Genomic DNA, 21,499 nt, shown 5'->3' on the forward strand with positions numbered 1-21,499 from the left:
TATGGCGTCCATGTCGACGAGAGTAACTGAAATTGGACGATGCGAATAAGCTACTCTTTTTACCGTCAGCCTGCAAATTATCTAAGAGCAGCGGTTTTATCGCGGATAATTTGTCGTAGCCAAGACAAGGCAGGGTCATTTTCTCTATCTCTGTGCCAGAACAAAGTGTAAGCCATAGGAGGAAATTCCATTGGCAGTGGTAGCACAGTTAAATCGAGTTGTTTTGATGCGAGTTTGACGAAGTGACTCGGTGCGGTAAACACAAAGTCGGTGTATGAGCACAAGCTCGCCGCGCTGTTAAAGTCAGGCACCGTAATCGCGATATCACGCTCTTTACCTATGTCAGCCAAACGATAATCTAGCAGCCAGCGTTCATTGCCGTCACACCTGACTTGTACGTGACGTTGAGTTAGATAGTTTTCGAGGTTCCAGTTTTGGTTGAGTGCAGGGTGCTGCTTACGGACTAAGCACATTTGGTTGTCGCGATAGATTTCTTGCTCACAAATATCGCTAGGAGGCAGCATAGTTAACTTTGCGTCATTAATATCAATGTCTTTGCCAGTAATGCCTAAGTCAATTTCCCCGCGCTGTATTTGCCTAAATGTCTCTTCTGCCCAAGCGTGAGTACTTATGGTCACCCCTGGAGCTCGCTTAAATATCTCCGGCAAAAAATGAGGCAGAATAAGTGGGTAAACACTCTCCACCGCAGCGATCTGATAGCGATAGTCACTTGAGCTAGGCGAGAACTGTTCTGGCTGAGTCAGCTGTTCTAGTTGGTTAATCAGAACTTCTAGCTTAGGTTTTAAAAACAGCGCTTTAGGTGTCGGTTTAAGGCCATGGGCATGGCGAACGAACAGAGGGTCGTCAAACTGTGTTCTTAGCTTGGCTAGGCTCTTGCTCACTGCTGATTGGCTTAAGCACAGTCGATGTGCCGCCCTAGTAACGTTCAATTCTTCTATCAAGACACGCAAACAAACCAATAAGTTAAGATCGATACGAGCTAGCTTTTCAATATTCATTAGAAATTCTCATTGGGAATAACATTGATGACTATACGTCATTGGTTGGCATATCTAGTTTAGCTTAGAATATCGACAAATTCATCAAGTGCATCGGAGTTCAAAGTGCAAGCGGTAAGTGAAAGTTCCCCACGTAAATTACAGTTAGTGTTGTTAACACTGCTGGTTCTATTCAGCCCATTAGCGATAGACATCTACTTGCCAGCACTACCAATGATCTCTTCTACGTTCCACGTGGAACATGCACTAGCTCAAGACACAATTACATGGTTCTTGTTTGCTATGGGTGTAGGGCAATTGTTTGCAGGCCCTTTAGCAGACAAACTAGGACGTCGAACTGTTGCATTGGGAGGCGTAAGTATCTATGCCGTGAGCGCTTTATTGGCGTGGAGCGCTCAGAACATTGAATGGATGCTCATGTCTCGACTGCTACAAGGCTTAGGTGCGTGCGCGACATCGGTAGCGGCCTTTGCAACAGTTCGCGATATCTTTGGGCCGCAGAAAAGTGGCAAAATGATCAGTTACCTCAATGGTGCTATCTGTTTCATTCCTGCTTTGGCTCCTATTTTAGGCAGTTGGTTAACACAGCAATTCGGCTGGCGCTCTAACTTTAGTTTTATGGCGGGATTTGCTGTTGTGGTTCTTGTCATGCTTTGGATAGGACTAAAAGAGACTAATCCTCAATTGAGCAAAGAACCCGTTTTCAAGCTCAACCGCTATCTTGATGTTGTGAAAACGCCGACCTTCCTTTTCCATGCGACGTTATGCATGCTGGCAATGGCTGTTATTCTTGGTTATGTCACCTCTGCACCTGTTGTACTGATGGAGAACTTAGGCTTGTCGATGAATCAATTTACTATGTGGTTCGGTATTAATGCGGCAATTAACATCGTGGCCTGCATGAGTGCGCCTAAGTTCATGGATAAGTTTGGTACGCACAAGGCTTTGTCAGTGGGTATTATTACTTTGGCGATTGCTGGTATTACAATGTTGGCAATGAAAAACCAAGCAACGGCCTTTGCTTTCATGTTGCCAATCTTTATGTCTTCCGTTGGTTTTGCGTGGATTCTGGGTGCCGCTGCAGGTAAAGCTTTAGCGCCTTTTGGTGATAAAGCAGGTACAGCAGCTGCGCTATTAGGACTGTTTCAGATGAGTGGTTCGGGCTTAGTGGTTGGCACCGTTCAGAGAATGGGTATGGAACCGCAAGTAATGATTGCGACGCTGATGTTGATTGTTGTCCCTGCGCTGGCAATTCTTTGGTCTAAAGCCGGAAAAACATGGCATCACGCAATGGCTTAGAGGCTCTGACAAGTCTTGATAATCTAACCAAACGATGTATATTTGAGCTTCTTATTTCGAGTTCTGTGGATAAATCACAACGATGTCAATGACAACATACGAGATGGCCCGTTTATTGGAGCAACTAGAAGAGGCTCCAGAAAAGGTCATGTTTGGTAAACTTTTGAGTGAATTAGGCAATCAAAGTGGCGAGCGTATTCGCAGCGCTGCAAAACAGGTACCATTGCCAATTCTTCGCGATATGGTTTATCAGTTTCAGCAAGTGATTGACTCACGCAAAGGTGAGCAGATAGAGTCGTTGGCGAAAGAGATCGCCGAACAAGGTATTTCGGTCGATGATCTAAAGCACTATCTAAACTCAAAATAGTAAGTCTTTAACAAATACTAAAACTCGCTACGGCGAGTTTTTTTTATGGGTTAACGTTACGGTTGATAGGGTTCTGCAAAGAGATAAGCGTCTCAGTCGATTGAACTTCATCAATCGCTTGGAGCTTATCAATGAGAACGTATTGCAGCTCTTCAATTGAGCGGCACATGAGTTTAACGAAAATATTATATGCTCCAGTGGTGTAATAAGCTTCGACCACTTCTTCCAGAGCATTAAGTTTTTCCAATGCAGAGTGATAGTCTCGTGCGGCATTGAGGTTAATACCGATAAAACAGCATACGTCGTAGCCGAGTTTTTTCGTATCAACAATGACTTCAGTACCCTGGATAATATCACCAGCTTTCATTTTTTCGATTCGTACATGAATCGTCGCAGGGCTGACCTCGAACTGCTTAGCCATTTCGGCGTAAGGAGTGCGAGCATCTTCCATTAATGTCTTCAAGATTGCTTTGTCTAAGTCATCAAGTTTAATCGCGTGTGCCTGCATATAAGTCCTTGTAAATCAGCCTGACTTGGTGGAATAAGTACAAATTATCACCAGTGGTGATACAATTATATCCATATTCCATTGATTTTGAGACTATTTTAGTGCGTTTGTGCCTCTTACTACTAGCGCTAGTTGTCAGCTCTATTGCGCAAGCAAATGAAAAAGATGTGTTAGTGGTGCACTCATATCACCAAGGTTTCTTCTGGACTGATACCTTTCAAAAAGGGTTAGAGCAGCAGTTGAAGAATGCTCACATCTCGACACGTGTGCTATATCTTGATACCAAGCGAATCCAGAGTGAGGCATATTTTGATCGGCTCTACTCGCTGTATAAAACCAAGTTTGAACAAGAACAGTTCAAAGCCATTGTCGTGAGCGATAATAACGCACTGAGTTTGATGAATCGCTTGGCGCCATTGTTGGGAAGCACCCCCGTTATCTTCGGCGGAATCAATGATTATGACCCCTTTATGCACCGCGATCTCAACGCTACCGGGGTGACAGAAGATATTGACCTTTACAGCAATATTTCATTAATTGAGCGCATCCAGCCTGAAGTAAAGTCTATTTACATCATCAGTGATCACTCTGTTACTGGTACTGCTGTGCGATCGCAAGTCGGCCAGTTTCTATCTAACTACCCTGATTACTACAGTAAAGTTATCTCCTTCATCCCTAGTTCGTTCGAGCAGTTGCTTGAACTGGTCGCAAAACTCGATAGCCAATCAAGTGTACTGTTTTGGATTTATTACCGCGAAAGAGATGGCTCCGTTGTCGCACACCAAGAGCAATGGGAGCGATTAAATGAAGCCTCTCAAGCACCTATCTATATGGTGCATGATTTAGGTCTTGGCTATGGTGCGGTGGGTGGTGTCATTCAAAGTGGACGTCAGCATGGTCAGCAAACAGCAAAACTTTTGTTGCGCGTACTCGAAGATCCGCAAGCTCCGCTACCTAAAGTAGAAGTTGGAATCCCAGAAATTAAGCTCGATTATCAGGCCGTACTTAAGTGGGGGTTAGGCATTGAAGGGGAGGCAACCTCGGTCGTCTTTAATAAGCCTCAATCTTTTTCTGACCGTTATCAGCAAGAACTGAAGGTTGTCGGTAGCGTGGTGCTATTTCTCGCAGTCATTATCATGGGCTTGGTTTACTATTTGAGCCGGATAAAACGCAGCGAGCAACTGGCGAAAGAGAGTCAAACCCTAATAGAGATGGTTTTTGATCAGAGTTATCACTTTATTGGTGTTGTTGATGGCAATGGTCACATCATTTCGAGTAATCGTAAGCTTCAGGATCTGCTGTATGACCAAGATTTTAGTGTTGACCGCCCCATTTGGCAGCATAGGCATTGGGAGCTTGAAGCATCACAGCAGTTGAAGCAGTTCTTTACCACTGAGCACGATACACTAGCTCAGTTTGAAGCGGAAATTTGGCACTCTGATCAAGGCTCAATGGTGCTAGAGCTTTCGCTTAAACCGATTCCATTACCCAATAAAGGCACTCAATATTTACTCGAAGCGCGCGATATTACTTCACGCAAGATTACCGAAGAACGCCTGTTCCAACGCGAGGCTAACTTAAGCCACTACTATGATCAACAACCAGTCATGATGTTGACTCTCGATGAGCAAAACCGAATTCAACAAGTGAATCAGTTTGCAGAGCAGCTGCTAGGTTATGGGTCGCAAGAGGTGTTGGGTCATCGGCTAAGAGAGTTTTATTTTCATGAGGCAACCTTGGTACCTCGACAGGTGTTGTTGCAGCCCAAGCAGGCCATTAAAGGGGTATGGCGTCGTGAAGTGGAATATCGTCACGCCAATGGCCATACCGTCTGGGTTCGGGAAAATATTCGTCCTTTAGCAGAATCTGGTCACTTACTGATTGTTGGTGAGGATGTAACAGAGACTAAGGCGCTATCAGAACAGCTGCAGTATCAGGCTCGACATGATCTGCTTACGGGCACCTACAGCCGAAACTACTTCGAGGCAGAGTTGGAAAAGGCCCTGAGAGAGGTAGAGAGCTACACTCGAACTCACGCTATGCTCTATATCGACCTCGATCAGCTTAAAGTTCTCAATGATACAGCAGGCCATGAAGCGGGAGATGCTGCGATTCAGTTTTGTGCCAGCATGCTAGAAGAAATTCTACCTTACAACACGATATTGGCGCGTATGGGCGGCGATGAGTTCGCCATCCTTTTAAAAGATTGTACCGAGGTCGATGCAAAGAAATTGGCGACGACCATCATTAATACCCTAAGCGAACATGCGTTTATCTGGGAAGATATCAGGCTTAACTTAAACTGCTCGATAGGTATTCGCTTGATAGACCATACCGCTTCCTCACCGCAAATGGTCCACGCCCAAGCCGATACCGCTTGTCACATTGCTAAGGAAGAGGGTCGTAACCGCTACAGTATGTATTGCTTAGACGACCAAGAGTTACGTCGTCGTGAGCAAGAGATGGAAAGTGTTAATTTAGTGCACAATGCGCTGGCTAACAACCGAATTGAGCTATTTGCCCAGCAGATCCTCGATTTAACGGGTGAAGAGCAGGGCATGCACTTCGAAATACTGATTCGAATCAGAAACGCAGATGGTGAGTACATCTCGCCGGGTATTTTTATGCCAGCATCAGAGCGCTACAACATCGCTCATCTACTTGATAAGCAGGTCGTGAGTCAGACATTAAGTTGGTTTGAGTTGCATCCACACGCGCTAGAACAATTGGGGCTGTGCTCAATAAATTTATCGGGTCACTCTATGGGCAATAAAGAGTTCACTGCCTATTTACTAGAGAAACTGGAGTCTAGCTCAGTGCCCTGCGAAAAAATCTGCTTTGAGATTACTGAGACTGCCGCCATGAGTAATATGAATCAAGCGATTGAGTTTTTTGGACAGCTTAAAGCGCTAGGTTGCTGTATTGCGCTAGACGATTTTGGCTCGGGTCTCTCTTCATTTGGTTACCTGAAAAAACTTCCGGTCGATATCGTAAAAATTGACGGCATTTTTGTCCGCGATATGGACACCAATGAGATGGATCATTTAATGGTGCGCTCAATTAACGATCTTGCTCGCCAGATGGGCAAGCAAACCGTCGCAGAGTTTGTCGAAAACGCTCAGATTATTGAGCTATTGATGGAACTCGGAGTCGATTATGCTCAAGGTTACGTCATCGGCAAACCGAAACCACTTGCTGAGCTAGTATCAGAGCTAACGCCACAACAGAATACTTAGTGAAATGGCTCAAGATCCAGTAAACTGCGCCCGAGTCGAGACAATATCCTAGGAACATTGCGTGCAACTACAACTGCTATGTGAAGACCAAACACAGTCTGAGCGCTTTCAACAGATAACCCAACGCTGGGAGTTAACTCATTGCGATGACAGCCCATTCGCTCTTGTGCTTACTGAACAACGTTTAGAGTTGCGTAAGTTGGATGAGCCAAAACTAGGCGCTATCTTTGTTGATTTAGCAAGTGGTGCGGTTGCACATAGGCGTAAGTTTGGTGGTGGTAAAGGTCAGGCGATCGCTAAAGCGGCTGGTTTAAATAAAGGTGCCACACCAACGATACTTGATGGTACGGCTGGCCTGGGGCGTGATGCTTTTGTATTGGCTTCACTGGGCTGTAAAGTTCAGATGGTTGAGCGCCATCCGGTTGTGGCAGCGTTATTAGACGACGGACTAACCCGAGCCAACAACGACCCTGAAATCGGAGCGTGGGTGAGTGAGCGAATGTCATTGATTCACGCATCTAGCCACAATGCACTCAGCCAACTTGCTGAAGACCCTGAGTTTGTTAAACCAGATGTGGTTTATCTTGACCCTATGTACCCGCACCCGGAAAACAAGAAAAAGAGCGCATTAGTGAAAAAAGAGATGCGCGTCTTTCAGTCTTTGGTCGGTGCTGATCATGACGCTGATGGACTGTTGGAACCCGCCTTAGCCCTTGCTACTAAAAGGGTGGTGGTGAAAAGGCCTGACTATGCAGACTGGCTTAACCAACAAAAACCTATGATGGCCATCGAGACGAAAAAAAATCGTTTTGATGTTTATGTTAATGCATCAATGACTTAGCGAACACTGTATCAATAGTGCGATTTTTGTCCTTGCTAATTGGTTATCAAGCAGGTATATCTTACTAAGAACTATTCGTATTCTTAGCTGGAGTTGTAGCGTGGCTAAACGTTTCTGTAAGATGAATCGCAAGCAAATTGCGGAAAATTTGGGTGATATTCATCGTTTGGTGGTTGAGCCTAAATACCTTTGCCGTTCTTGTGCTCGCTCGTCCGCTTCTAAAGACTCCCTTTGTAAGCCATGTGCTATTCCTCCTCAAGCATGTCAAAACAAGCCGTTAGAGCAACAACAGAGCTGCGCTTTACTTGCAGAAGCCTTGCCTAACACTCAAGCAAATCTACCCTCAGAGCAAAAAGCGCAAGCCGTCAGAAGAGTGGTTGAGAGGGTGAAAGAGAAAGCCTTGCTGCAAAAAGCGCAACTTCAATCTAGCCAAACCGAAACTGTAGCCAGTGAAATGTTTGATTTAGAGGACAAAAAAGCGCTTAAGAAAGCAAAGAAAGCGATAAAGAAACACTACAAACAGCAGAAGAAACTGCTCAAGTTAGCTGACAAGCAACGTAAGCTGATTAAAAAGCAGAAGAAATTGGAAAGTAAGGTGAGCATATCTCGCTTAATTGCTGAAAGCTCAGAAGCACAAACTAGCTCAAACCTTCATTAATCCTCCAGACAATAAAAAAGCTCTCCGCCTATGGAGAGCTTTTTTGCATCTAATGATTCTATTTACTGTGGATTGGTTTGATAACTCTGCTCTACTTTACGCTTAACCCAAGTCTCGTTGACCCACAAAGAAAGTAGGATGATTGCCCCGCCGATACTCAATTGAGTGATATCTACATCTCGATTCCAAATCACAATGTTGACGATTAGGCCGGCAGGCACTAACGCATTATTCATCACTGCTAGGGCTCCCGCATTGACCATGGTTGCGCCTTTATTCCAAGCAAAGTAACCGAGTCCAGAAGCAATCAGGCCTAAATAAACCAAAACACTCCACTGGGTCGTCGTGGTTGGCATTTTGTCTAGATTACCCAATAAGGCGAATGCGACCGTCGCGACACACAAAGCGCCTAAATAGAAGTAACCAAAAATAGCATGTTGTGGCAGATCGACATGGTATTTCTCCATTAGATACTTATAGCCAACTTGGCCAATGGCGAAACAGACATTAGCGCCTTGAACCACTAAGAAACCGACGATGAAATTCTCATTGATTCCGGCAAATTTAATTAAGGCTGCGCCAGCGACAGCGATGACCGCTGTTACTAGATACCATGGTGAGAATCGACGTTTAAGTAGATCGTAAATTAGCGTGACATAAATTGGTGTAAAGACGGTAAACAGCAGCACTTCTGGTACAGAAAGCAATAGGAAAGATTGGTAGTAGAAGCAATACATTAGGCCAAGTTGGAAGCCACCAACGACCATCAGCTTGGCAATCAGCCCTTTATCGACCCCTTTGAACTTAAGAAAAGGTAGAAAAACCAGACTTGCCAACGCAACTCGGATTAATACCGAGAACCAAGAATCAACCTGACCAGCAAGATAGACGCCGATCAGGCTAAACGAAAACGCCCACAATAATGTGACCGCAGATAGATACCCCATAACTAAGACTCATTATCAAAAACTATGTGGCCAGTGTATACCAATATTGGCGAGCAATCAGTCTTTGAGTGGTACTACCAACATATCAACTGGCGAGCAATTAATTAGCTGGCGAGTTGAAGAGAGCAGTTTACTCCAAAAATCTTGGTGGTGGCCGCACACCACGAGGTCGATATTGAACTCTTTAATGGTGTCGCACAATTCATTGCTCAGATCACCACTGCCGACCAGCGTGTGCTTGATCGGGAAATCGGCATGATCCGCCAAATTCTGTAACTGCTTTTGTGAGGCTTCGATGGCCTGATGCTGGGTTTCAGCCAAATTAATATCAATCAGGCCTGTATAGAGTTCGGCGTAGTTGACGTCGATATGAACAAATGACACCGATGCTTCAAGTGGTTTTGCCAAGGACACGGCTCTTTCGACCAAGAGTTTGCTGTCCTCAGAGAGGTCGATGGCAACCAAAATATGTTGATAACTCATAGTGCTATCTCCTTGTAAGGGTACTAATTAAAGATTAGCACCTTGAATTAATAAATTTTGCTGAAGTGATCTCAGATCCACATTTGGCATACAAAGTGTTATGGTTGTGAACATGATATAGTCAATTTAACTTCATAGACTTAGTAGGAGTGGTAAATGCTTTCTCAAGCAATGGTCGATCAATTGAATGAGCAAATTAATCTCGAATTTTTCTCATCCAATCTATACTTACAAATGAGTGCTTGGTGTGAAGACAAAGGATTTGAAGGTGCAGCTGAATTTTTACGCGCACACGCCGTAGAAGAAATGGAGCACATGCAGCGTCTATTCACATATGTGAGTGAGACAGGTGCGATGCCTATTCTAGGTGCAATTGAAGCACCAAAGCACGAGTTTAATAGCCTAGGTGATGTCTTCCGTGAGACGTTTGAACACGAGCAGATGATTACGGAAAAAATCAACAAACTAGCTCATGTTGCGTTTACATCACAAGACTATTCTACGTTCAACTTCTTACAGTGGTACGTTGCAGAGCAGCACGAGGAAGAGAAGTTATTTAAAGGGATCTTAGATAAGTTAGATCTAGTTGGCGAAGACGGCAAAGCGCTGTTCTTCATCGATAAAGATTTAGCAGCTTTGGCAAAAGAAGGTTCATCTTCAATTATGGATGCCCCTGCTGAATAAACTTCAGCGTAAGACACTCTAAGCAGATCGTCTTTTTCTCCGGGCATACCAGAAGATGTAGGGAGGAAAAGATGATCAATGCTGACACAATTCTATTTGCGCTAATGATGGTAACTCTAGTCAATATGGCTCGTTACCTTACTGCACTGCGTTCTCTAATATACATCATGCGTGAAGCCCACCCATTACTTTACCAACAAGTTGATGGTAACGGTTTCTTTACCACTCATGGTAACGTCACTAAGCAAGTTCGTTTGTTCCACTACATCAAGAGCAAAGAGTATCATCACCATCATGATGAAGTGTTTACCGGAAAATGCGATAGAGTCCGCGAGCTATTTATTCTTTCGACCTCTTTACTTGCGGTAACCTTATTGGCTGCGATGATTCTTTAGGTCAATTGGCATTCGCTCAAAATGCCGTTAAAATAGTCGCGCAAATGGCGAAGGATGTGCATCAGGCACATCCTTTTTTATTGGTTTTTATTCGAGTAGTAGTTCATGACAGAGAAGTTTGATGTCGTCATCATAGGTGCGGGCGCTGCAGGGCTGATGTGTGCAGCGGAAGCTGGCAAGCGTGGTCGTAAAGTGTTGGTGCTTGATCATGCCAAAAAGCCTGGACGTAAAATCTTAATTGCTGGTGGCGGTCGTTGTAACTTCACTAATTACGATGTGTCAGCCAACAACTTCTTGTGTCAGAACCCTCATTTCGTCAAATCTGCGCTTTCCCAGTACACCAACTGGGACTTCATCTCTATGGTAAGTAAACATGGGATTGAGTTTGAAGAGCGAGATCATGGCCAGCTATTCTGTGTCGGTGACTACAACTCAAAAGACATTGTTAAAATGTTATTGGCTGAATGTGACTTACCAAGCGTGGCTCAACGTTATCAGCAAGATGTCCATCATATTGAGAAAACTGAGGCTGGCTTCGAATTACATGCCAATACCAGTGTGATCGAGTGTGAGTCACTTGTTGTGGCGACAGGTGGCCTTTCCATGCCTAAATTGGGCGCGACACCATTCGGCTATAAGGTAGCAGAGCAATTTAACCTCAGCGTTGTGCCAACGAGTGCTGGTCTTGTGCCATTCACTTTGCACAAAGAAGATAAAGAAGCGTTTGCTGAGCTGTCTGGTATTGCCATTCCGGCTGAAATTACCGCTCAAGACGGAACTGTGTTTAAAGAGGCGTTGCTGTTTACCCACCGTGGTTTATCTGGGCCTTCTGTGTTGCAAATTTCTTCGTTCTGGAAAGCGGGGCAAAAAGTAACGATCAACCTGGTTCCGGACGTTGATGTCAACGAACTACTGCAACGCTCATTAGAGAAGCACCCAAACCAGAGCCTGAAAAACACCTTGGCTAAAGTGCTACCTAAGCGCCTTGTCGAAGTACTGATAGAGCGTAAGGTATTTACAGACAAGCCCCTTAAGCAGTTCAATGCTAACCAGCTAGAAGCGGTCACTGCTCAGCTTGAAAACTGGCAGATTGCGCCGAATGGAACGGAAGGGTATCGCACAGCAGAAGTGACTCTCGGTGGCGTAGATACTAACCACCTATCCTCAAAAACCATGGAGTGTAAGCAGGTTCAAGGCTTGTACTTTATAGGTGAGGTTATGGATGTCACTGGCTGGCTTGGTGGCTACAACTTCCAATGGTGTTGGAGTTCCGGTTTCGTCGCAGGGCAATGGGTTTAGCCTGAATGAACAGAAAAAGCGGAAGAGTCTAGGCTCTTCCGTTTTCCATTGAAGGGAAATAAGCAGGATGGAAGGGGGTTATAATTTATCAGCAGCGACAGTTTTTATACTGGTCCAGTTGGTGTTTGCATCTTGAATGAAACCTTGAGTATCTTCTAGCCAGCGCTGTTGTACCGTTTTGTCTAGATTGAGATAAAGCTTACCGTCTTCAATTTTCCACGCTTGTGGGTCTGTTTCAAACTTCTTACCCATTGCCACCCCAAACGCGCAGTAGCCACCATACTGAGGGGCGAAAGCTTGCGGATCCGCTTTGAATTGATCGCGGTTTTCACTGCTTGCGAAGTGATAAATGGCATTTTTATAGGTGGCGGAAAACTGTGGGTTGCCCTGTACGGCACCTGCATCAGTAAAGTACGCGACCGGATCATAGCCTTTGATTGCTAGATCGTTGTCATCCACACTCATATCTATATCTGCTGCCATCAGTGAGAAACTGGTTCCAAGTAGCGCTGCTATAAGAGTCAGCTTTTTACCGGTTGATTTAATGCGTGCCATAACAAGCTCCTTGCCTATGTTTGGTTATCTTGTATGAAATAAATTAGCCGACTCTCCCGGTCTATAGAGGGACTAAAAGTCTAAAAAGTACGCGTATCGTTCGGAGGTCACATGGATCTGCTGTCACAATTAATGGGGCATTTCTCTATCCGCACCGGTGTTTTCTATTCTGGCCAATTATGCGGTGTCTCTTCTTTCAAGAAGTGCTCACATAACCAAGGTCACCTTCATGTGCTTAAAGCCGGTCATTTGAAGTTGGCAAGCTCATTGGGGATAGCGCATCAGTTAACTCAACCTTGTATCATCTATTTACCTAACAGTACGCCGCATGTGATAGAAGGGACTGGTGAAGGGGCTGAACTCGTCTGTGCCAGTGTCGAGTACCGCGCAGGGCCGGTGAACCCTTTGTTGTCAGCTTTGCCTGACGTTGTCATCATCCCGTTTGAACTTGCACCCAACCTAACCCCTGTCATTGAAATGTTGTTTCGAGAGTCGCATAGCGAATCTGCAGGGCAACAATTTATGATGGATAGGTTGAGCGATGCATTAATGGCACTGATCTTTCGCTACTTAATTGATGAGCAACAGATAGAGCAGGGACTGTTTGCTGCCTTGGCGCACCCTCGCTTGGGTGCTGTAGTTTCAGCAATACACCAGTTGCCGGTCCGTCATTACAATATTGCCGAAATGGCTTCGTTAGCTGCTATGTCACGAACTCAGTTTATTGAGACTTTTAAGCAGGTCGTCGGTGAAACCCCCGGAGATTATGTGCAGAGATGGCGGATATCAGTTGCTCAATCTTTATTACTAAAAAATAAACCTCTTAACTGGGTTGCTGATGAAGTTGGTTATGGTAGTTATTCCGGATTCTCGCGTGCTTTTCAACATGTTTTAGGTACCTCTCCACGCCAATGGTTACAAGGCTTGAAGCAATAATCCGCTACCATTTATGAATGGCTTATCGACCTATTCATCAATTTCTGTCCTATATTAAATGGGGAGAAGAGAGCAAGGAGTAAACTCTATGAGTCAACAAGCACTGATTTCTCGTATTAACGAGTTGCCGCGAATCGAAAGTGTACTGCAAGAGTTATTGGAGATGGTCAACCGAGACTCGATCGACTTCGGTGAGCTCGCCCATAAGATGGCAATGGATCAGGTATTGTTGGCAAGGGTTTTAAGGATGGCAAACTCTGCTCAATTTGGTGGTGTAAAAGGGGTGGCGAATATTAATGATGCCATTGTTCGTATCGGAATTGGTGCTATTCGTAACCTAATTTCTTCTTCGATACTTGCTTCGACGTTTCCCAAGATAGAGACCCTCAATATCAAAGATTATTGGGCGGCAACCTTTGAAGTAGCGACAATTGCGAGCACCATAGCGAGAGACATCAAGCTTGACCCCAATGAGGCCTTTACTACTGGTGTGCTGCATAACATTGGTGAACTCATGATTCATACTCTAGAGCCTGAAAAAGCGGTCGCTATCAGCCAACGTGTCGCCAATGGGGAAAATGCTGCTCAGGTGCAAAAAGAAGTACTTGGTGTTGATGCTCAAGAGCTCGGAGCCGTGCTTGCTGAAAGCTGGAAGTTCCCTAATCAGCTTGTTGATGCCATCGCCAATGTTAATCACCCAGCTAAAGCGGTAGAGTCGAAACGACTGGCTTGCTTGATGTATCTGGCGCGAGATGCGCATCAACGCTGGGACATGATGTTGGAAGAGAGTGAAAAGCTGAGTTACCTGGAAAACAGTAAAGCGGCTAAAGCACTACATGTATCACCTGAGCTAGCCGCTAAGATTGATGAGGTGCGCGGGCAAGGAAGTGAGCTAGCCTATCAACTATTTTAGATAGGCTAGGTCAACAAGACCCTACCGGTGTTAACGTGTTGTTATACAGGCTGTTTGGCGTGATCTTTTTTGCCAAATTTGATCTGCTGGATCACTAGGCCAGTAATGATCAGTACCAAGCCAACCAAAGTTGATGGATGTATTTGTTCACCGATAATCGTTGCTAGCAACATCAGCGAGATAAAAGGGGAAGCAAAGATAAGGTTGCTCAAACGCGATGTATTTTGAGTTAACTTCAATGCGCTCAACCAAAGAACAAAAGTAATCCCCATTTCAAACAAGCCCACATAGCTGACGGCAAGCCATCCCTGGGTAGATATATGGCTAAAGCTCAGCCCTTCATACAGCGTTAAGCCAATAGCGAATGGAATCGCGACCAGAAAACCGAGCAAAACGCCAACTATCGGGTCCGCTTTGTTTTTGGTGTTTAAAATCCAGTAACTTGCCCATAGCAGGGTGGAGAATAGAGCAAGGCCAACTCCAAGCGGGCTCTCAAAGCTTAAGCCAAGTACATCGCCTTGTGTGGCAATTACTATCACTCCCAAGTAGCTAAACGTACAAGCGATCCAGTCTTGCTTACGGATTTTCTGACCTAAAAACACGGCCGCCATCAGGGTAAGCGTAATTGCCCAGCTGTAATTGATCGCTTGTGCTTGTGATGCTGGAAGCAAGTCATAGGCTTTAAACAAAATCACGTAGTAAGCGAGTGGGTTAATCAAGCCTAACAGTAGGTAATACCAAGGATTGGAGAGAAACGTACTCGGTAGTGTTTTAAGCTTACCTTGCACGGCACAAATCGCCATTAGTGCCAGCGCGGAAACGATACTCGCGACAGTTAGCATTTGAATAGGGGAAAACTCAGCTAAGGTGAGTTTGAATGCGGTGGCAACCGTTGACCAGAGTAATACTGCTGATAAACCTAAGCCTAAAGCACGGCGCTCGTTCATGATGCTCCTTCAATAAAACCAACCAGTTAAGACTTACTGGCGACAAGTATGGGACAGGGTAGTGAGCGCCTAGTCTAGCTGTTCGATATCTAGCCGACAAACTGGACATTTATCCAGTGCTAAAATACCATTGAAAGTATCTCATTCTGAACAGTTAAATCTTTATTATGCAATGGATTCTTGAGCATCAAGCTATGTTGATCAGTGGCCTATCCGGTGCCGTCGCAAGTGGCGTGGTAGTTGGCTGGTGGGTCAAACAGAAAATGCGCTTTGACAATCAGCTTCTTGAACAACAACTGGAATCGAATCAGCACCTTGCCAGTAGCCAGATTGCGCAGCTAGAAAAAGAACTCCGTGAGGCACAGCAAGAACTCGACGAGCTAGATAGTGAACGTGACAAGTCAGCATACGAGTTAAAACAGTCTCACGGCAAGTTAATGGCAGTGCTAGAGAAGCTGCGCTATTTCGAGGCAGTGAAGCAGGAACGTCAGCAGTATGCTGATGACCTCAACCAAATTCGTGAGCAAAAGTCACAGTTAGAGGCACAGTTGCGTGAGCAAGAAGCGCGACATGAGCAACAAAACAAAGCTAGCCAAGAAAAGCTCCAACTGTTAGAGCAGGCAGAAGAGCGCCTCAAGCAGCAATTTGAACAGCTTGCCAATCAGCTATTTGAAGCCAAAACGGCCAAAGTGGACCAGCAAAACCGCCAGAGCTTGGATGGTTTGCTTTCTCCTCTAAAAGAGCAACTGGAAGGGTTCAAGAAACAAGTGAACGACAGCTTTAATCAGGAAGCCAAAGAGCGCCACACCTTAGTTCACGAGTTAAAAAATCTCCAACGCTTAAATGAACAGATGACCAAAGAAGCGCTTAACCTGACTCAAGCGCTAAAGGGCGACAACAAGCAGCAGGGTAACTGGGGCGAAGTGGTACTCGCGCGCGTGCTCGCTGATTCTGGCTTACGTGAAGGGCATGAATATCAAACCCAAGTCAGTTTGCAAAATGAAGCGGGTAAACGCTATCAGCCCGATGTCATCGTTCACTTACCGCAAGATAAACAAGTGGTGGTGGACTCGAAAATGGCTTTGGTGGCCTACGAAAGGTACTTTAATGCTGAAACTGATAACGAACGAGAGCGGGCACTAAGTGAACACTTACTTGCGTTGAGAGCACATATAAAAGGGTTGTCTCAAAAAGATTACCATCAGCTAAAAGGCATTCAGAGTCTAGACTATGTACTGATGTTTATTCCCGTTGAGCCTGCATTTCAGGTCGCTATTCAAGCAGATCCTAGTCTGGTCAAAGATGCGATGGAGCAAAACATCATCTTGGTGAGCCCAACTACTCTGCTTGTAGCGCTACGTACGATCGATAACTTGTGGCGAAACGAGCGACAAAATCAGAATGCTCAGGTGATTGCCGAGCGTGCCAGCAAGCTTTACGACAAACTGCGCCTGTTTGTTGATGATATGGAGAGTCTTGGCGGCGCATTAGATAAAGCCAACCAAAACTATCAAGGGGCAATGAATAAGCTCGCGACAGGGCGCGGAAATGTGATTCGCCAAGCGGAAAGCTTCAAACAACTGGGCGTTGAAGTGAAAAAACCGATTTCCAATGATTTGGCGCAACTCGCTCAGCATGACCATTTCACAGAAAATGCTGCCTTGGATAAAAATGACTCTTTCGTACAAAGACATCCGGATGAGGATAAAGTAAACTAATCGCCCGCAGTGCTTAGGTCGTATTAATTCAATGCGCTGCTCGAAGAGGAATCATCATGACGGATACAAGCGTGCAATCGAATACAGCTTTAGAATCAAATGAAACCACGCACTTTGGTTTCAGTACCGTAGCCAAAGAAGAGAAAGTGGCTAAAGTTGCTCAGGTCTTCCACTCAGTAGCAGCGAAATACGACATTATGAATGACTTAATGTCGGGCGGTATTCATCGCCTATGGAAGCGCTTTACTATCGACTGTAGTGGTGTTCGTCCTGGTCAGCGTGTGCTTGACCTTGGTGGTGGTACGGGTGACCTAACCGCAAAATTCTCGCGAATTGTTGGCGAAAAAGGTCATGTGGTACTGGCCGATATCAATAACTCTATGCTTAACGTAGGCCGAGATAAGCTACGTGACAATGGCATTGTCGGCAATGTCCACTACGTGCAGGCGAATGCCGAAGAGTTGCCGTTTCCTGATGACTATTTTGATGCGATTACGATTAGCTTCTGCTTACGTAACGTAACTGATAAAGATAAAGCGCTACGCTCTATGTACCGTGTGCTTAAGCCGGGTGGACGTCTACTAGTTCTAGAGTTCTCTAAGCCGATCTTAGAGCCGCTATCAAAGATTTATGATACTTACTCATTCCACTTATTGCCTAAGATGGGCGAATTAGTGGCAAATGATGCAGAAAGCTACCGTTACCTAGCGGAATCTATCCGCATGCATCCAAATCAAGAGACCTTGAAGGGTATGATGAATGAAGCTGGTTTCGATCAAACCAGCTACTACAACCTGACGGGGGGTATCGTTGCCCTTCACCGTGGTTATAAGTTCTAAGGTCGGTTGTTATGCCATTTGAGCCTCTTGTTACTGCAGTGATTGAAACGTCACTCAATACCCTTATCAACGATGACCCTGAGCTCGGTCGTCGTCTTGCTCGCTTAAAAGGGCAAGTGATTCAAGTTCATCTTAAAGAGCTGAACAAGACATTGACCTTTATCTTTAGCCAGCAAATTGATGTTTTGGCGAATTATGAAGGTGAGCCGGATTGCTATCTATCCTTGAACCTCTCGGTACTGCCAGAACTGCGTGAGCAGTCCAATATCACTAAGCTGATCAAGCAAGATAAACTGGTATTGGAAGGCGATATTCAACTGGCACAAAAGTTTTCGCAGCTGATGACGGATTGCAAACCAGATATTGAAGAGTGGTTATCGCGCGTGACCGGGGATGTTGTCGCGCACACTGTGGTTCAGGGGGCTGCCAATGTCGGTCAATTCTTCAAGTCGCAAGCCGCTAAGCATCAAGACCACCTTGCACAAGTCCTGACAGAAGAGTGGAAAATTGCACCAGCACCACTAGAAGTGGCGCATTTCTGTGACCAAGTGGATGAAGTGAAAAGCCAAGCGTCACGCGTTGAGGCTAAATTGAATCAACTGTTGGAGCGCGCATGACCCCAACAGAGATGCGTCGTTTATACCAGATCATCCGTGTTCAGCTAGAGTATGGCTTGGATGAGCTACTGCCAACACACCAGTTGACCAAAGCGCCACTGTTAGCAAGAAAAAGCCTGTTTTGGATTAAGAACAAACATCCAGAGAAGCCACTCGGTGACAGGCTGCGTTTAGCACTGCAAGAGCTTGGCCCTGTATGGATTAAGTTTGGTCAGATGATGTCTACTCGTCGAGATCTTTTCCCGCCGCAAATTGCTGATCCACTAGCCTTGCTTCAAGATCAGGTTTCCCCATTTGATGGTCAGCTTGCCAAGCAGCAAATCGAACAAGCACTAGGTGGTTCACTAGAAACATGGTTTGATGATTTCGCGATTGAACCGCTTGCGTCTGCTTCGATCGCTCAGGTGCATACCGCGAAGCTGAAGTCGACTAACCAAGAAGTGGTATTGAAGGTTATTCGACCAGATATTCGCCCGGTCATTGATGCAGATCTAAAACTGATGTACCGAATGGCGCGTATAGTCGCCAAAGCACTTCCTGAAGCACGTCGTTTGAAACCTGTTGAAGTGGTGCGCGAATATGAGAAGACCTTGCTTGATGAATTGGACTTGCGCCGAGAAGCGGCCAACGCGATTCAGCTAAGACGTAACTTTGAAGGAAGTGAAGAATTATACGTTCCTGAAGTTATTACCGACTTCAGTAATGAAATTGTAATGGTTTCTGAGCGAATATACGGCATCCAAGTTTCTGATATTGAAGGGTTGAAAGCCAACGGCACCAATATGAAGCTGTTGGCGGAGCGCGGTGTGAGCGTGTTCTTTACCCAGGTATTTCGAGACAGCTTCTTCCACGCGGATATGCATCCGGGCAATGTGTTTGTTGAGCCAGAGCATCCAGAAAACCCGCGTTGGATAGGTTTAGATTGTGGTATCGTCGGAACGCTAAATAGTGAAGATAAACGTTATCTAGCGGAAAACTTTTTAGCTTTCTTTAATCGCGACTATCGACGTGTTGCAGAGTTGCATGTTGAGTCAGGTTGGGTTCCACGTGAAACCAACATTGATGAGTTTGAATTCGCAATACGCATTGTGTGCGAACCGATATTTGCTAAGCCGTTGTGTGAAATTTCGTTTGGTCATGTTTTGCTAAACCTGTTTAACACAGCGCGCCGCTTCAATATGGAAGTACAGCCGCAGCTCGTATTGCTGCAAAAGACGCTGCTTTATGTTGAAGGTTTGGGCCGCCAACTCTACCCGCAACTTGATTTGTGGGAGACGGCTAAGCCATTCTTAGAAGAGTGGATGATGAACCAAGTTGGTCCTCAAGCGGTAATTAATGCGGTTAAAGATCGTGCGCCGTTTTGGGCCGAGAAACTACCCGAGTTGCCAGAGCTTCTCTACGATAGTTTGCGCCAAGGTAAAATGATGAACCAGCGTATGGATCAGCTTTACCAAGGTTATCGTTCAAGCAAGCGTCAGCAGGCGACAGGTAAATTTTTATTTGGTGTTGGAGCCACATTAGTCGTATGCTCGGCAATATTGGTCAACAGCACTTATGAGCAACTTTCACTGGCCAGCGCCCTAGGTGGGGTCACATTTTGGTTGCTTAGTTGGCGAGCTTACCGTCAATAGACGTTAAACTCTTGAAATAAATTTGTTTAATAAGACCCGAGGTAAAAAGAATGGGTGGTATTAGTATTTGGCAACTTCTGATTATTGCTGTCATCGTCGTTCTACTGTTTGGTACTAAGAAGCTACGTGGTATCGGTGGCGATCTGGGTGGAGCAGTAAAAGGCTTCAAGAAAGCAATGAGCGAAGATGAGTCGGACAAAGAGAAGAAAGACGCAGACTTCGAACCTAAGAATTTAGAGCAGCAGAAAACAGACGCAACTGCTGAAACTAAGAAAGACAAAGAGCAGGCGTAGATCGTGTTTGATATCGGTTTTTGGGAACTGGTATTAATATCTGTCGTTGGGCTGGTGGTTCTTGGTCCAGAGCGTTTGCCTCATGCCATTCGAAGTGTTTCCAAGTTTGTTGGTGCGGCGAAAAACATGGCAAACAGTGTGAAAGATGAACTTTCACATGAGCTTAAGGTTCAAGAGCTACAAGAAAACTTGCGCAAAGCCGAGAAGATGGGAATGGAAGATTTATCTCCAGAGCTAAAATCTTCGGTGGAGCAATTAAAGCAAGCTGCGCAAGATGTTCAACGCCCATACGCGAGCAAAAGCGAATCAGCGACGAACAGTGCTGAAGCGGCCAACGAAACTGTTGAGCCCGCTCAGAACGCCAATGACTCAGTAGGGGCGGTTGAGAGTCTAAACACTCAATCAGCGCCACAGGCAGATAAAAAAGCCGAATAGTCTCGCATATAGGAGGAGCTGCTATGGAGTAGCTCCTTTTCGATCTTTATGAGTAGAGGTTTCCATGTCTTCTGTTGAGCAGACACAACCTTTGATCAGCCATTTACTAGAGCTGAGAAATCGCCTGTTACGTGCAATTGTAGCGGTATTGGTGGTTTTCATCGGGCTGATCTATTTTGCCAATGACATCTATGAGTTTGTCTCTGCACCTTTGGTAGAGCGCCTACCTGAAGGGGCAACCATGATTGCTACTGATGTGGCATCACCCTTCTTTACCCCGTTAAAGTTGACCTTGATTGCGTCTATCTTTATCGCCGTTCCGTTTATTCTCTATCAGGTATGGGCATTTGTCGCACCTGGCTTATATAAACATGAACGCCGTTTAATCATGCCACTAATGTTCTCTAGCTCACTGCTGTTCTATTGCGGTGTCGCGTTTGCGTATTTTGTGGTGTTTCCACTGGTATTTGGCTTCTTTACCGCCATTTCGCTGGGTGGAGTAGAGTTCGCTACAGACATATCGAGCTACCTCGATTTTGTTCTCGCGCTGTTCTTAGCCTTTGGTATTGCCTTTGAAGTGCCAGTGGCCATCATCTTGCTATGTTGGACTGGTGCCACTGATCCTAAGAGCTTAAGTCAGAAGCGTCCGTATATTATTGTTGGTGCGTTTGTGGTCGGGATGATGCTGACGCCGCCAGATATGATCTCGCAAACACTACTGGCAATTCCTATGTGTCTACTGTTCGAGGTTGGTTTGTTCTTTGCACGCTTTTATGTGCGTAAAGGCGACAGTGAAGAACAGGTGGAAGAATAGAGTTTCCACTAAGCCATATAGAGCAACGGGGTTGATAGCTAGCTATCAACCCCGTTTTGTTTTTG

At 45.4% G+C, this 21,499-nt stretch carries 23 protein-coding genes; 17 read left to right on the forward strand and 6 right to left on the reverse strand.

Translation table 11 applies throughout. The annotated features are described in order from the left end of the window. Window positions 1-77: 77 nt before the first annotated feature. Window positions 78-1,019: a LysR family transcriptional regulator gene (locus AC6R00_RS03275; protein WP_272785980.1), complete on the reverse strand. Its 942-nt coding sequence runs from the start codon at window positions 1,017-1,019 to the stop codon at window positions 78-80. 105 nt (window positions 1,020-1,124) lie between these two features. Here AC6R00_RS03275 and AC6R00_RS03280 point away from each other — a divergent pair, with 105 nt between their 5' ends. Both AC6R00_RS03280 and tsrA read left to right on the forward strand, forming a co-directional pair. After that, window positions 1,125-2,318: a multidrug effflux MFS transporter gene (locus AC6R00_RS03280; RefSeq protein ID WP_500639319.1), complete on the forward strand. Its 1,194-nt coding sequence runs from the start codon at window positions 1,125-1,127 to the stop codon at window positions 2,316-2,318. Window positions 2,319-2,400: 82 nt separating this feature from the next. Beyond that, window positions 2,401-2,685: an H-NS-like global regulator TsrA gene (gene tsrA / locus AC6R00_RS03285; protein WP_069667953.1), complete on the forward strand. Its 285-nt coding sequence runs from the start codon at window positions 2,401-2,403 to the stop codon at window positions 2,683-2,685. Between the two features lie 43 nt (window positions 2,686-2,728). Here tsrA and asnC read toward each other — a convergent pair whose 3' ends face one another. Then, window positions 2,729-3,193 carry a transcriptional regulator AsnC gene (gene asnC / locus AC6R00_RS03290; RefSeq protein ID WP_500639320.1) on the reverse strand — a complete coding sequence of 155 codons (465 nt, stop codon included), beginning with the start codon at window positions 3,191-3,193 and terminating at the stop codon, window positions 2,729-2,731. Window positions 3,194-3,294: 101 nt separating this feature from the next. Here asnC and AC6R00_RS03295 point away from each other — a divergent pair, with 101 nt between their 5' ends. The 3 genes from AC6R00_RS03295 (at window position 3,295) to AC6R00_RS03305 (ending at window position 7,928) form a co-directional block, all read left to right on the forward strand. Then, complete coding sequence (locus tag AC6R00_RS03295; RefSeq protein ID WP_500639321.1) at window positions 3,295-6,429, forward strand: EAL domain-containing protein; 3,135 nt, start codon at window positions 3,295-3,297, stop codon at window positions 6,427-6,429. 61 nt (window positions 6,430-6,490) lie between these two features. Then, entirely contained in the window at window positions 6,491-7,270 is a 780-nt protein-coding gene (locus AC6R00_RS03300; protein ID WP_500639322.1) for a class I SAM-dependent methyltransferase, read from the forward strand. A gap of 100 nt (window positions 7,271-7,370) precedes the next feature. Then, entirely contained in the window at window positions 7,371-7,928 is a 558-nt protein-coding gene (locus AC6R00_RS03305; protein ID WP_500639323.1) for a hypothetical protein, read from the forward strand. Window positions 7,929-7,990: 62 nt separating this feature from the next. On the opposite strand, the gene AC6R00_RS03310 is transcribed toward AC6R00_RS03305, so the two are convergent. After that, window positions 7,991-8,875: a carboxylate/amino acid/amine transporter gene (locus AC6R00_RS03310; protein WP_500639324.1), complete on the reverse strand. Its 885-nt coding sequence runs from the start codon at window positions 8,873-8,875 to the stop codon at window positions 7,991-7,993. 57 nt (window positions 8,876-8,932) lie between these two features. After that, entirely contained in the window at window positions 8,933-9,358 is a 426-nt protein-coding gene (gene uspA, locus AC6R00_RS03315; RefSeq protein ID WP_500639325.1) for a universal stress protein UspA, read from the reverse strand. 156 nt (window positions 9,359-9,514) lie between these two features. Between uspA and ftnA the strand changes: the two genes are divergently transcribed. From ftnA to AC6R00_RS03330, 3 genes are all read left to right on the forward strand, one after another. Beyond that, the gene (gene ftnA, locus AC6R00_RS03320; protein WP_004745366.1) at window positions 9,515-10,042 is read left to right on the forward strand and encodes a non-heme ferritin; all 528 of its coding nucleotides are present in this window, start codon (window positions 9,515-9,517) and stop codon (window positions 10,040-10,042) included. 71 nt (window positions 10,043-10,113) lie between these two features. Further along, the gene (gene uspB, locus AC6R00_RS03325; RefSeq protein WP_045954504.1) at window positions 10,114-10,437 is read left to right on the forward strand and encodes a universal stress protein UspB; all 324 of its coding nucleotides are present in this window, start codon (window positions 10,114-10,116) and stop codon (window positions 10,435-10,437) included. 105 nt (window positions 10,438-10,542) lie between these two features. Next, window positions 10,543-11,736 carry a BaiN/RdsA family NAD(P)/FAD-dependent oxidoreductase gene (locus AC6R00_RS03330; RefSeq protein ID WP_500639326.1) on the forward strand — a complete coding sequence of 398 codons (1,194 nt, stop codon included), beginning with the start codon at window positions 10,543-10,545 and terminating at the stop codon, window positions 11,734-11,736. Window positions 11,737-11,814: 78 nt separating this feature from the next. On the opposite strand, the gene AC6R00_RS03335 is transcribed toward AC6R00_RS03330, so the two are convergent. Then, window positions 11,815-12,291, reverse strand: a complete 477-nt coding sequence (locus AC6R00_RS03335) for a YHS domain-containing (seleno)protein (RefSeq protein WP_500639327.1) — start codon at window positions 12,289-12,291, stop codon at window positions 11,815-11,817. A gap of 111 nt (window positions 12,292-12,402) precedes the next feature. On the opposite strand from AC6R00_RS03335, the gene AC6R00_RS03340 reads away from it, so the two are divergent. Both AC6R00_RS03340 and AC6R00_RS03345 read left to right on the forward strand, forming a co-directional pair. Continuing rightward, window positions 12,403-13,227: an AraC family transcriptional regulator gene (locus AC6R00_RS03340; RefSeq protein ID WP_500639328.1), complete on the forward strand. Its 825-nt coding sequence runs from the start codon at window positions 12,403-12,405 to the stop codon at window positions 13,225-13,227. Window positions 13,228-13,315: 88 nt separating this feature from the next. Then, on the forward strand, window positions 13,316-14,140 hold the full coding sequence (locus tag AC6R00_RS03345) for an HDOD domain-containing protein (RefSeq protein WP_500639329.1): 825 nt from the start codon (window positions 13,316-13,318) through the stop codon (window positions 14,138-14,140). A 41-nt stretch (window positions 14,141-14,181) separates the two neighbouring features. On the opposite strand, the gene AC6R00_RS03350 is transcribed toward AC6R00_RS03345, so the two are convergent. Further along, window positions 14,182-15,087 carry an EamA family transporter gene (locus tag AC6R00_RS03350; RefSeq protein WP_494506052.1) on the reverse strand — a complete coding sequence of 302 codons (906 nt, stop codon included), beginning with the start codon at window positions 15,085-15,087 and terminating at the stop codon, window positions 14,182-14,184. A gap of 167 nt (window positions 15,088-15,254) precedes the next feature. Between AC6R00_RS03350 and rmuC the strand changes: the two genes are divergently transcribed. The 7 genes from rmuC (at window position 15,255) to tatC (ending at window position 21,434) form a co-directional block, all read left to right on the forward strand. Continuing rightward, entirely contained in the window at window positions 15,255-16,805 is a 1,551-nt protein-coding gene (rmuC, locus tag AC6R00_RS03355; protein ID WP_500639330.1) for a DNA recombination protein RmuC, read from the forward strand. Window positions 16,806-16,861: 56 nt separating this feature from the next. Beyond that, window positions 16,862-17,644 carry a bifunctional demethylmenaquinone methyltransferase/2-methoxy-6-polyprenyl-1,4-benzoquinol methylase UbiE gene (ubiE, locus tag AC6R00_RS03360; RefSeq protein WP_239827143.1) on the forward strand — a complete coding sequence of 261 codons (783 nt, stop codon included), beginning with the start codon at window positions 16,862-16,864 and terminating at the stop codon, window positions 17,642-17,644. Window positions 17,645-17,655: 11 nt separating this feature from the next. Beyond that, window positions 17,656-18,261: a ubiquinone biosynthesis accessory factor UbiJ gene (locus AC6R00_RS03365; protein WP_049846352.1), complete on the forward strand. Its 606-nt coding sequence runs from the start codon at window positions 17,656-17,658 to the stop codon at window positions 18,259-18,261. After that, window positions 18,258-19,892, forward strand: a complete 1,635-nt coding sequence (gene ubiB, locus AC6R00_RS03370) for a ubiquinone biosynthesis regulatory protein kinase UbiB (RefSeq protein WP_500639331.1) — start codon at window positions 18,258-18,260, stop codon at window positions 19,890-19,892. Before AC6R00_RS03365 ends, ubiB begins: the two co-directional genes overlap by 4 nt. 50 nt (window positions 19,893-19,942) lie before the next feature. Further along, a complete protein-coding gene (gene tatA / locus AC6R00_RS03375; RefSeq protein ID WP_425666175.1) occupies window positions 19,943-20,185 on the forward strand; it encodes a Sec-independent protein translocase subunit TatA in 243 nt (80 codons plus the stop codon). Window positions 20,186-20,188: 3 nt separating this feature from the next. Next, window positions 20,189-20,620 (forward strand): Sec-independent protein translocase protein TatB, encoded by a 432-nt coding sequence (tatB, locus tag AC6R00_RS03380; RefSeq protein ID WP_425666174.1) that lies wholly within the window; start codon window positions 20,189-20,191, stop codon window positions 20,618-20,620. A 64-nt stretch (window positions 20,621-20,684) separates the two neighbouring features. Beyond that, window positions 20,685-21,434, forward strand: coding sequence for a twin-arginine translocase subunit TatC (gene tatC, locus AC6R00_RS03385; protein ID WP_004745389.1), 750 nt, complete (start codon window positions 20,685-20,687; stop codon window positions 21,432-21,434). Window positions 21,435-21,499: the final 65 nt, after the last annotated feature.

The organism is Vibrio sp. R10-SF1-ISO8, from assembly GCF_059833805.1.

Bases quoted from the DNA above. Each gene is read 5' to 3' on its own strand.
- uspB (WP_045954504.1), top strand. From the start codon at position 10,114: ATGATCAATGCTGACACAATTCTATTTGCGCTAATGATGGTAACTCTA.
- AC6R00_RS03365 (WP_049846352.1), top strand. From the start codon at position 17,656: ATGCCATTTGAGCCTCTTGTTACTGCAGTGATTGAAACGTCACTCAAT.
- AC6R00_RS03310 (WP_500639324.1), bottom strand. From the start codon at position 8,875: ATGGGGTATCTATCTGCGGTCACATTATTGTGGGCGTTTTCGTTTAGC.
- ubiE (WP_239827143.1), top strand. From the start codon at position 16,862: ATGACGGATACAAGCGTGCAATCGAATACAGCTTTAGAATCAAATGAA.
- asnC (WP_500639320.1), bottom strand. From the start codon at position 3,193: ATGCAGGCACACGCGATTAAACTTGATGACTTAGACAAAGCAATCTTG.
- AC6R00_RS03335 (WP_500639327.1), bottom strand. From the start codon at position 12,291: ATGGCACGCATTAAATCAACCGGTAAAAAGCTGACTCTTATAGCAGCG.
- tsrA (WP_069667953.1), top strand. From the start codon at position 2,401: ATGTCAATGACAACATACGAGATGGCCCGTTTATTGGAGCAACTAGAA.
- AC6R00_RS03275 (WP_272785980.1), bottom strand. From the start codon at position 1,019: ATGAATATTGAAAAGCTAGCTCGTATCGATCTTAACTTATTGGTTTGT.
- AC6R00_RS03340 (WP_500639328.1), top strand. From the start codon at position 12,403: ATGGATCTGCTGTCACAATTAATGGGGCATTTCTCTATCCGCACCGGT.
- tatA (WP_425666175.1), top strand. From the start codon at position 19,943: ATGGGTGGTATTAGTATTTGGCAACTTCTGATTATTGCTGTCATCGTC.
- uspA (WP_500639325.1), bottom strand. From the start codon at position 9,358: ATGAGTTATCAACATATTTTGGTTGCCATCGACCTCTCTGAGGACAGC.
- AC6R00_RS03345 (WP_500639329.1), top strand. From the start codon at position 13,316: ATGAGTCAACAAGCACTGATTTCTCGTATTAACGAGTTGCCGCGAATC.
- AC6R00_RS03350 (WP_494506052.1), bottom strand. From the start codon at position 15,087: ATGAACGAGCGCCGTGCTTTAGGCTTAGGTTTATCAGCAGTATTACTC.
- AC6R00_RS03330 (WP_500639326.1), top strand. From the start codon at position 10,543: ATGACAGAGAAGTTTGATGTCGTCATCATAGGTGCGGGCGCTGCAGGG.
- ftnA (WP_004745366.1), top strand. From the start codon at position 9,515: ATGCTTTCTCAAGCAATGGTCGATCAATTGAATGAGCAAATTAATCTC.
- ubiB (WP_500639331.1), top strand. From the start codon at position 18,258: ATGACCCCAACAGAGATGCGTCGTTTATACCAGATCATCCGTGTTCAG.
- rmuC (WP_500639330.1), top strand. From the start codon at position 15,255: ATGCAATGGATTCTTGAGCATCAAGCTATGTTGATCAGTGGCCTATCC.
- tatC (WP_004745389.1), top strand. From the start codon at position 20,685: ATGTCTTCTGTTGAGCAGACACAACCTTTGATCAGCCATTTACTAGAG.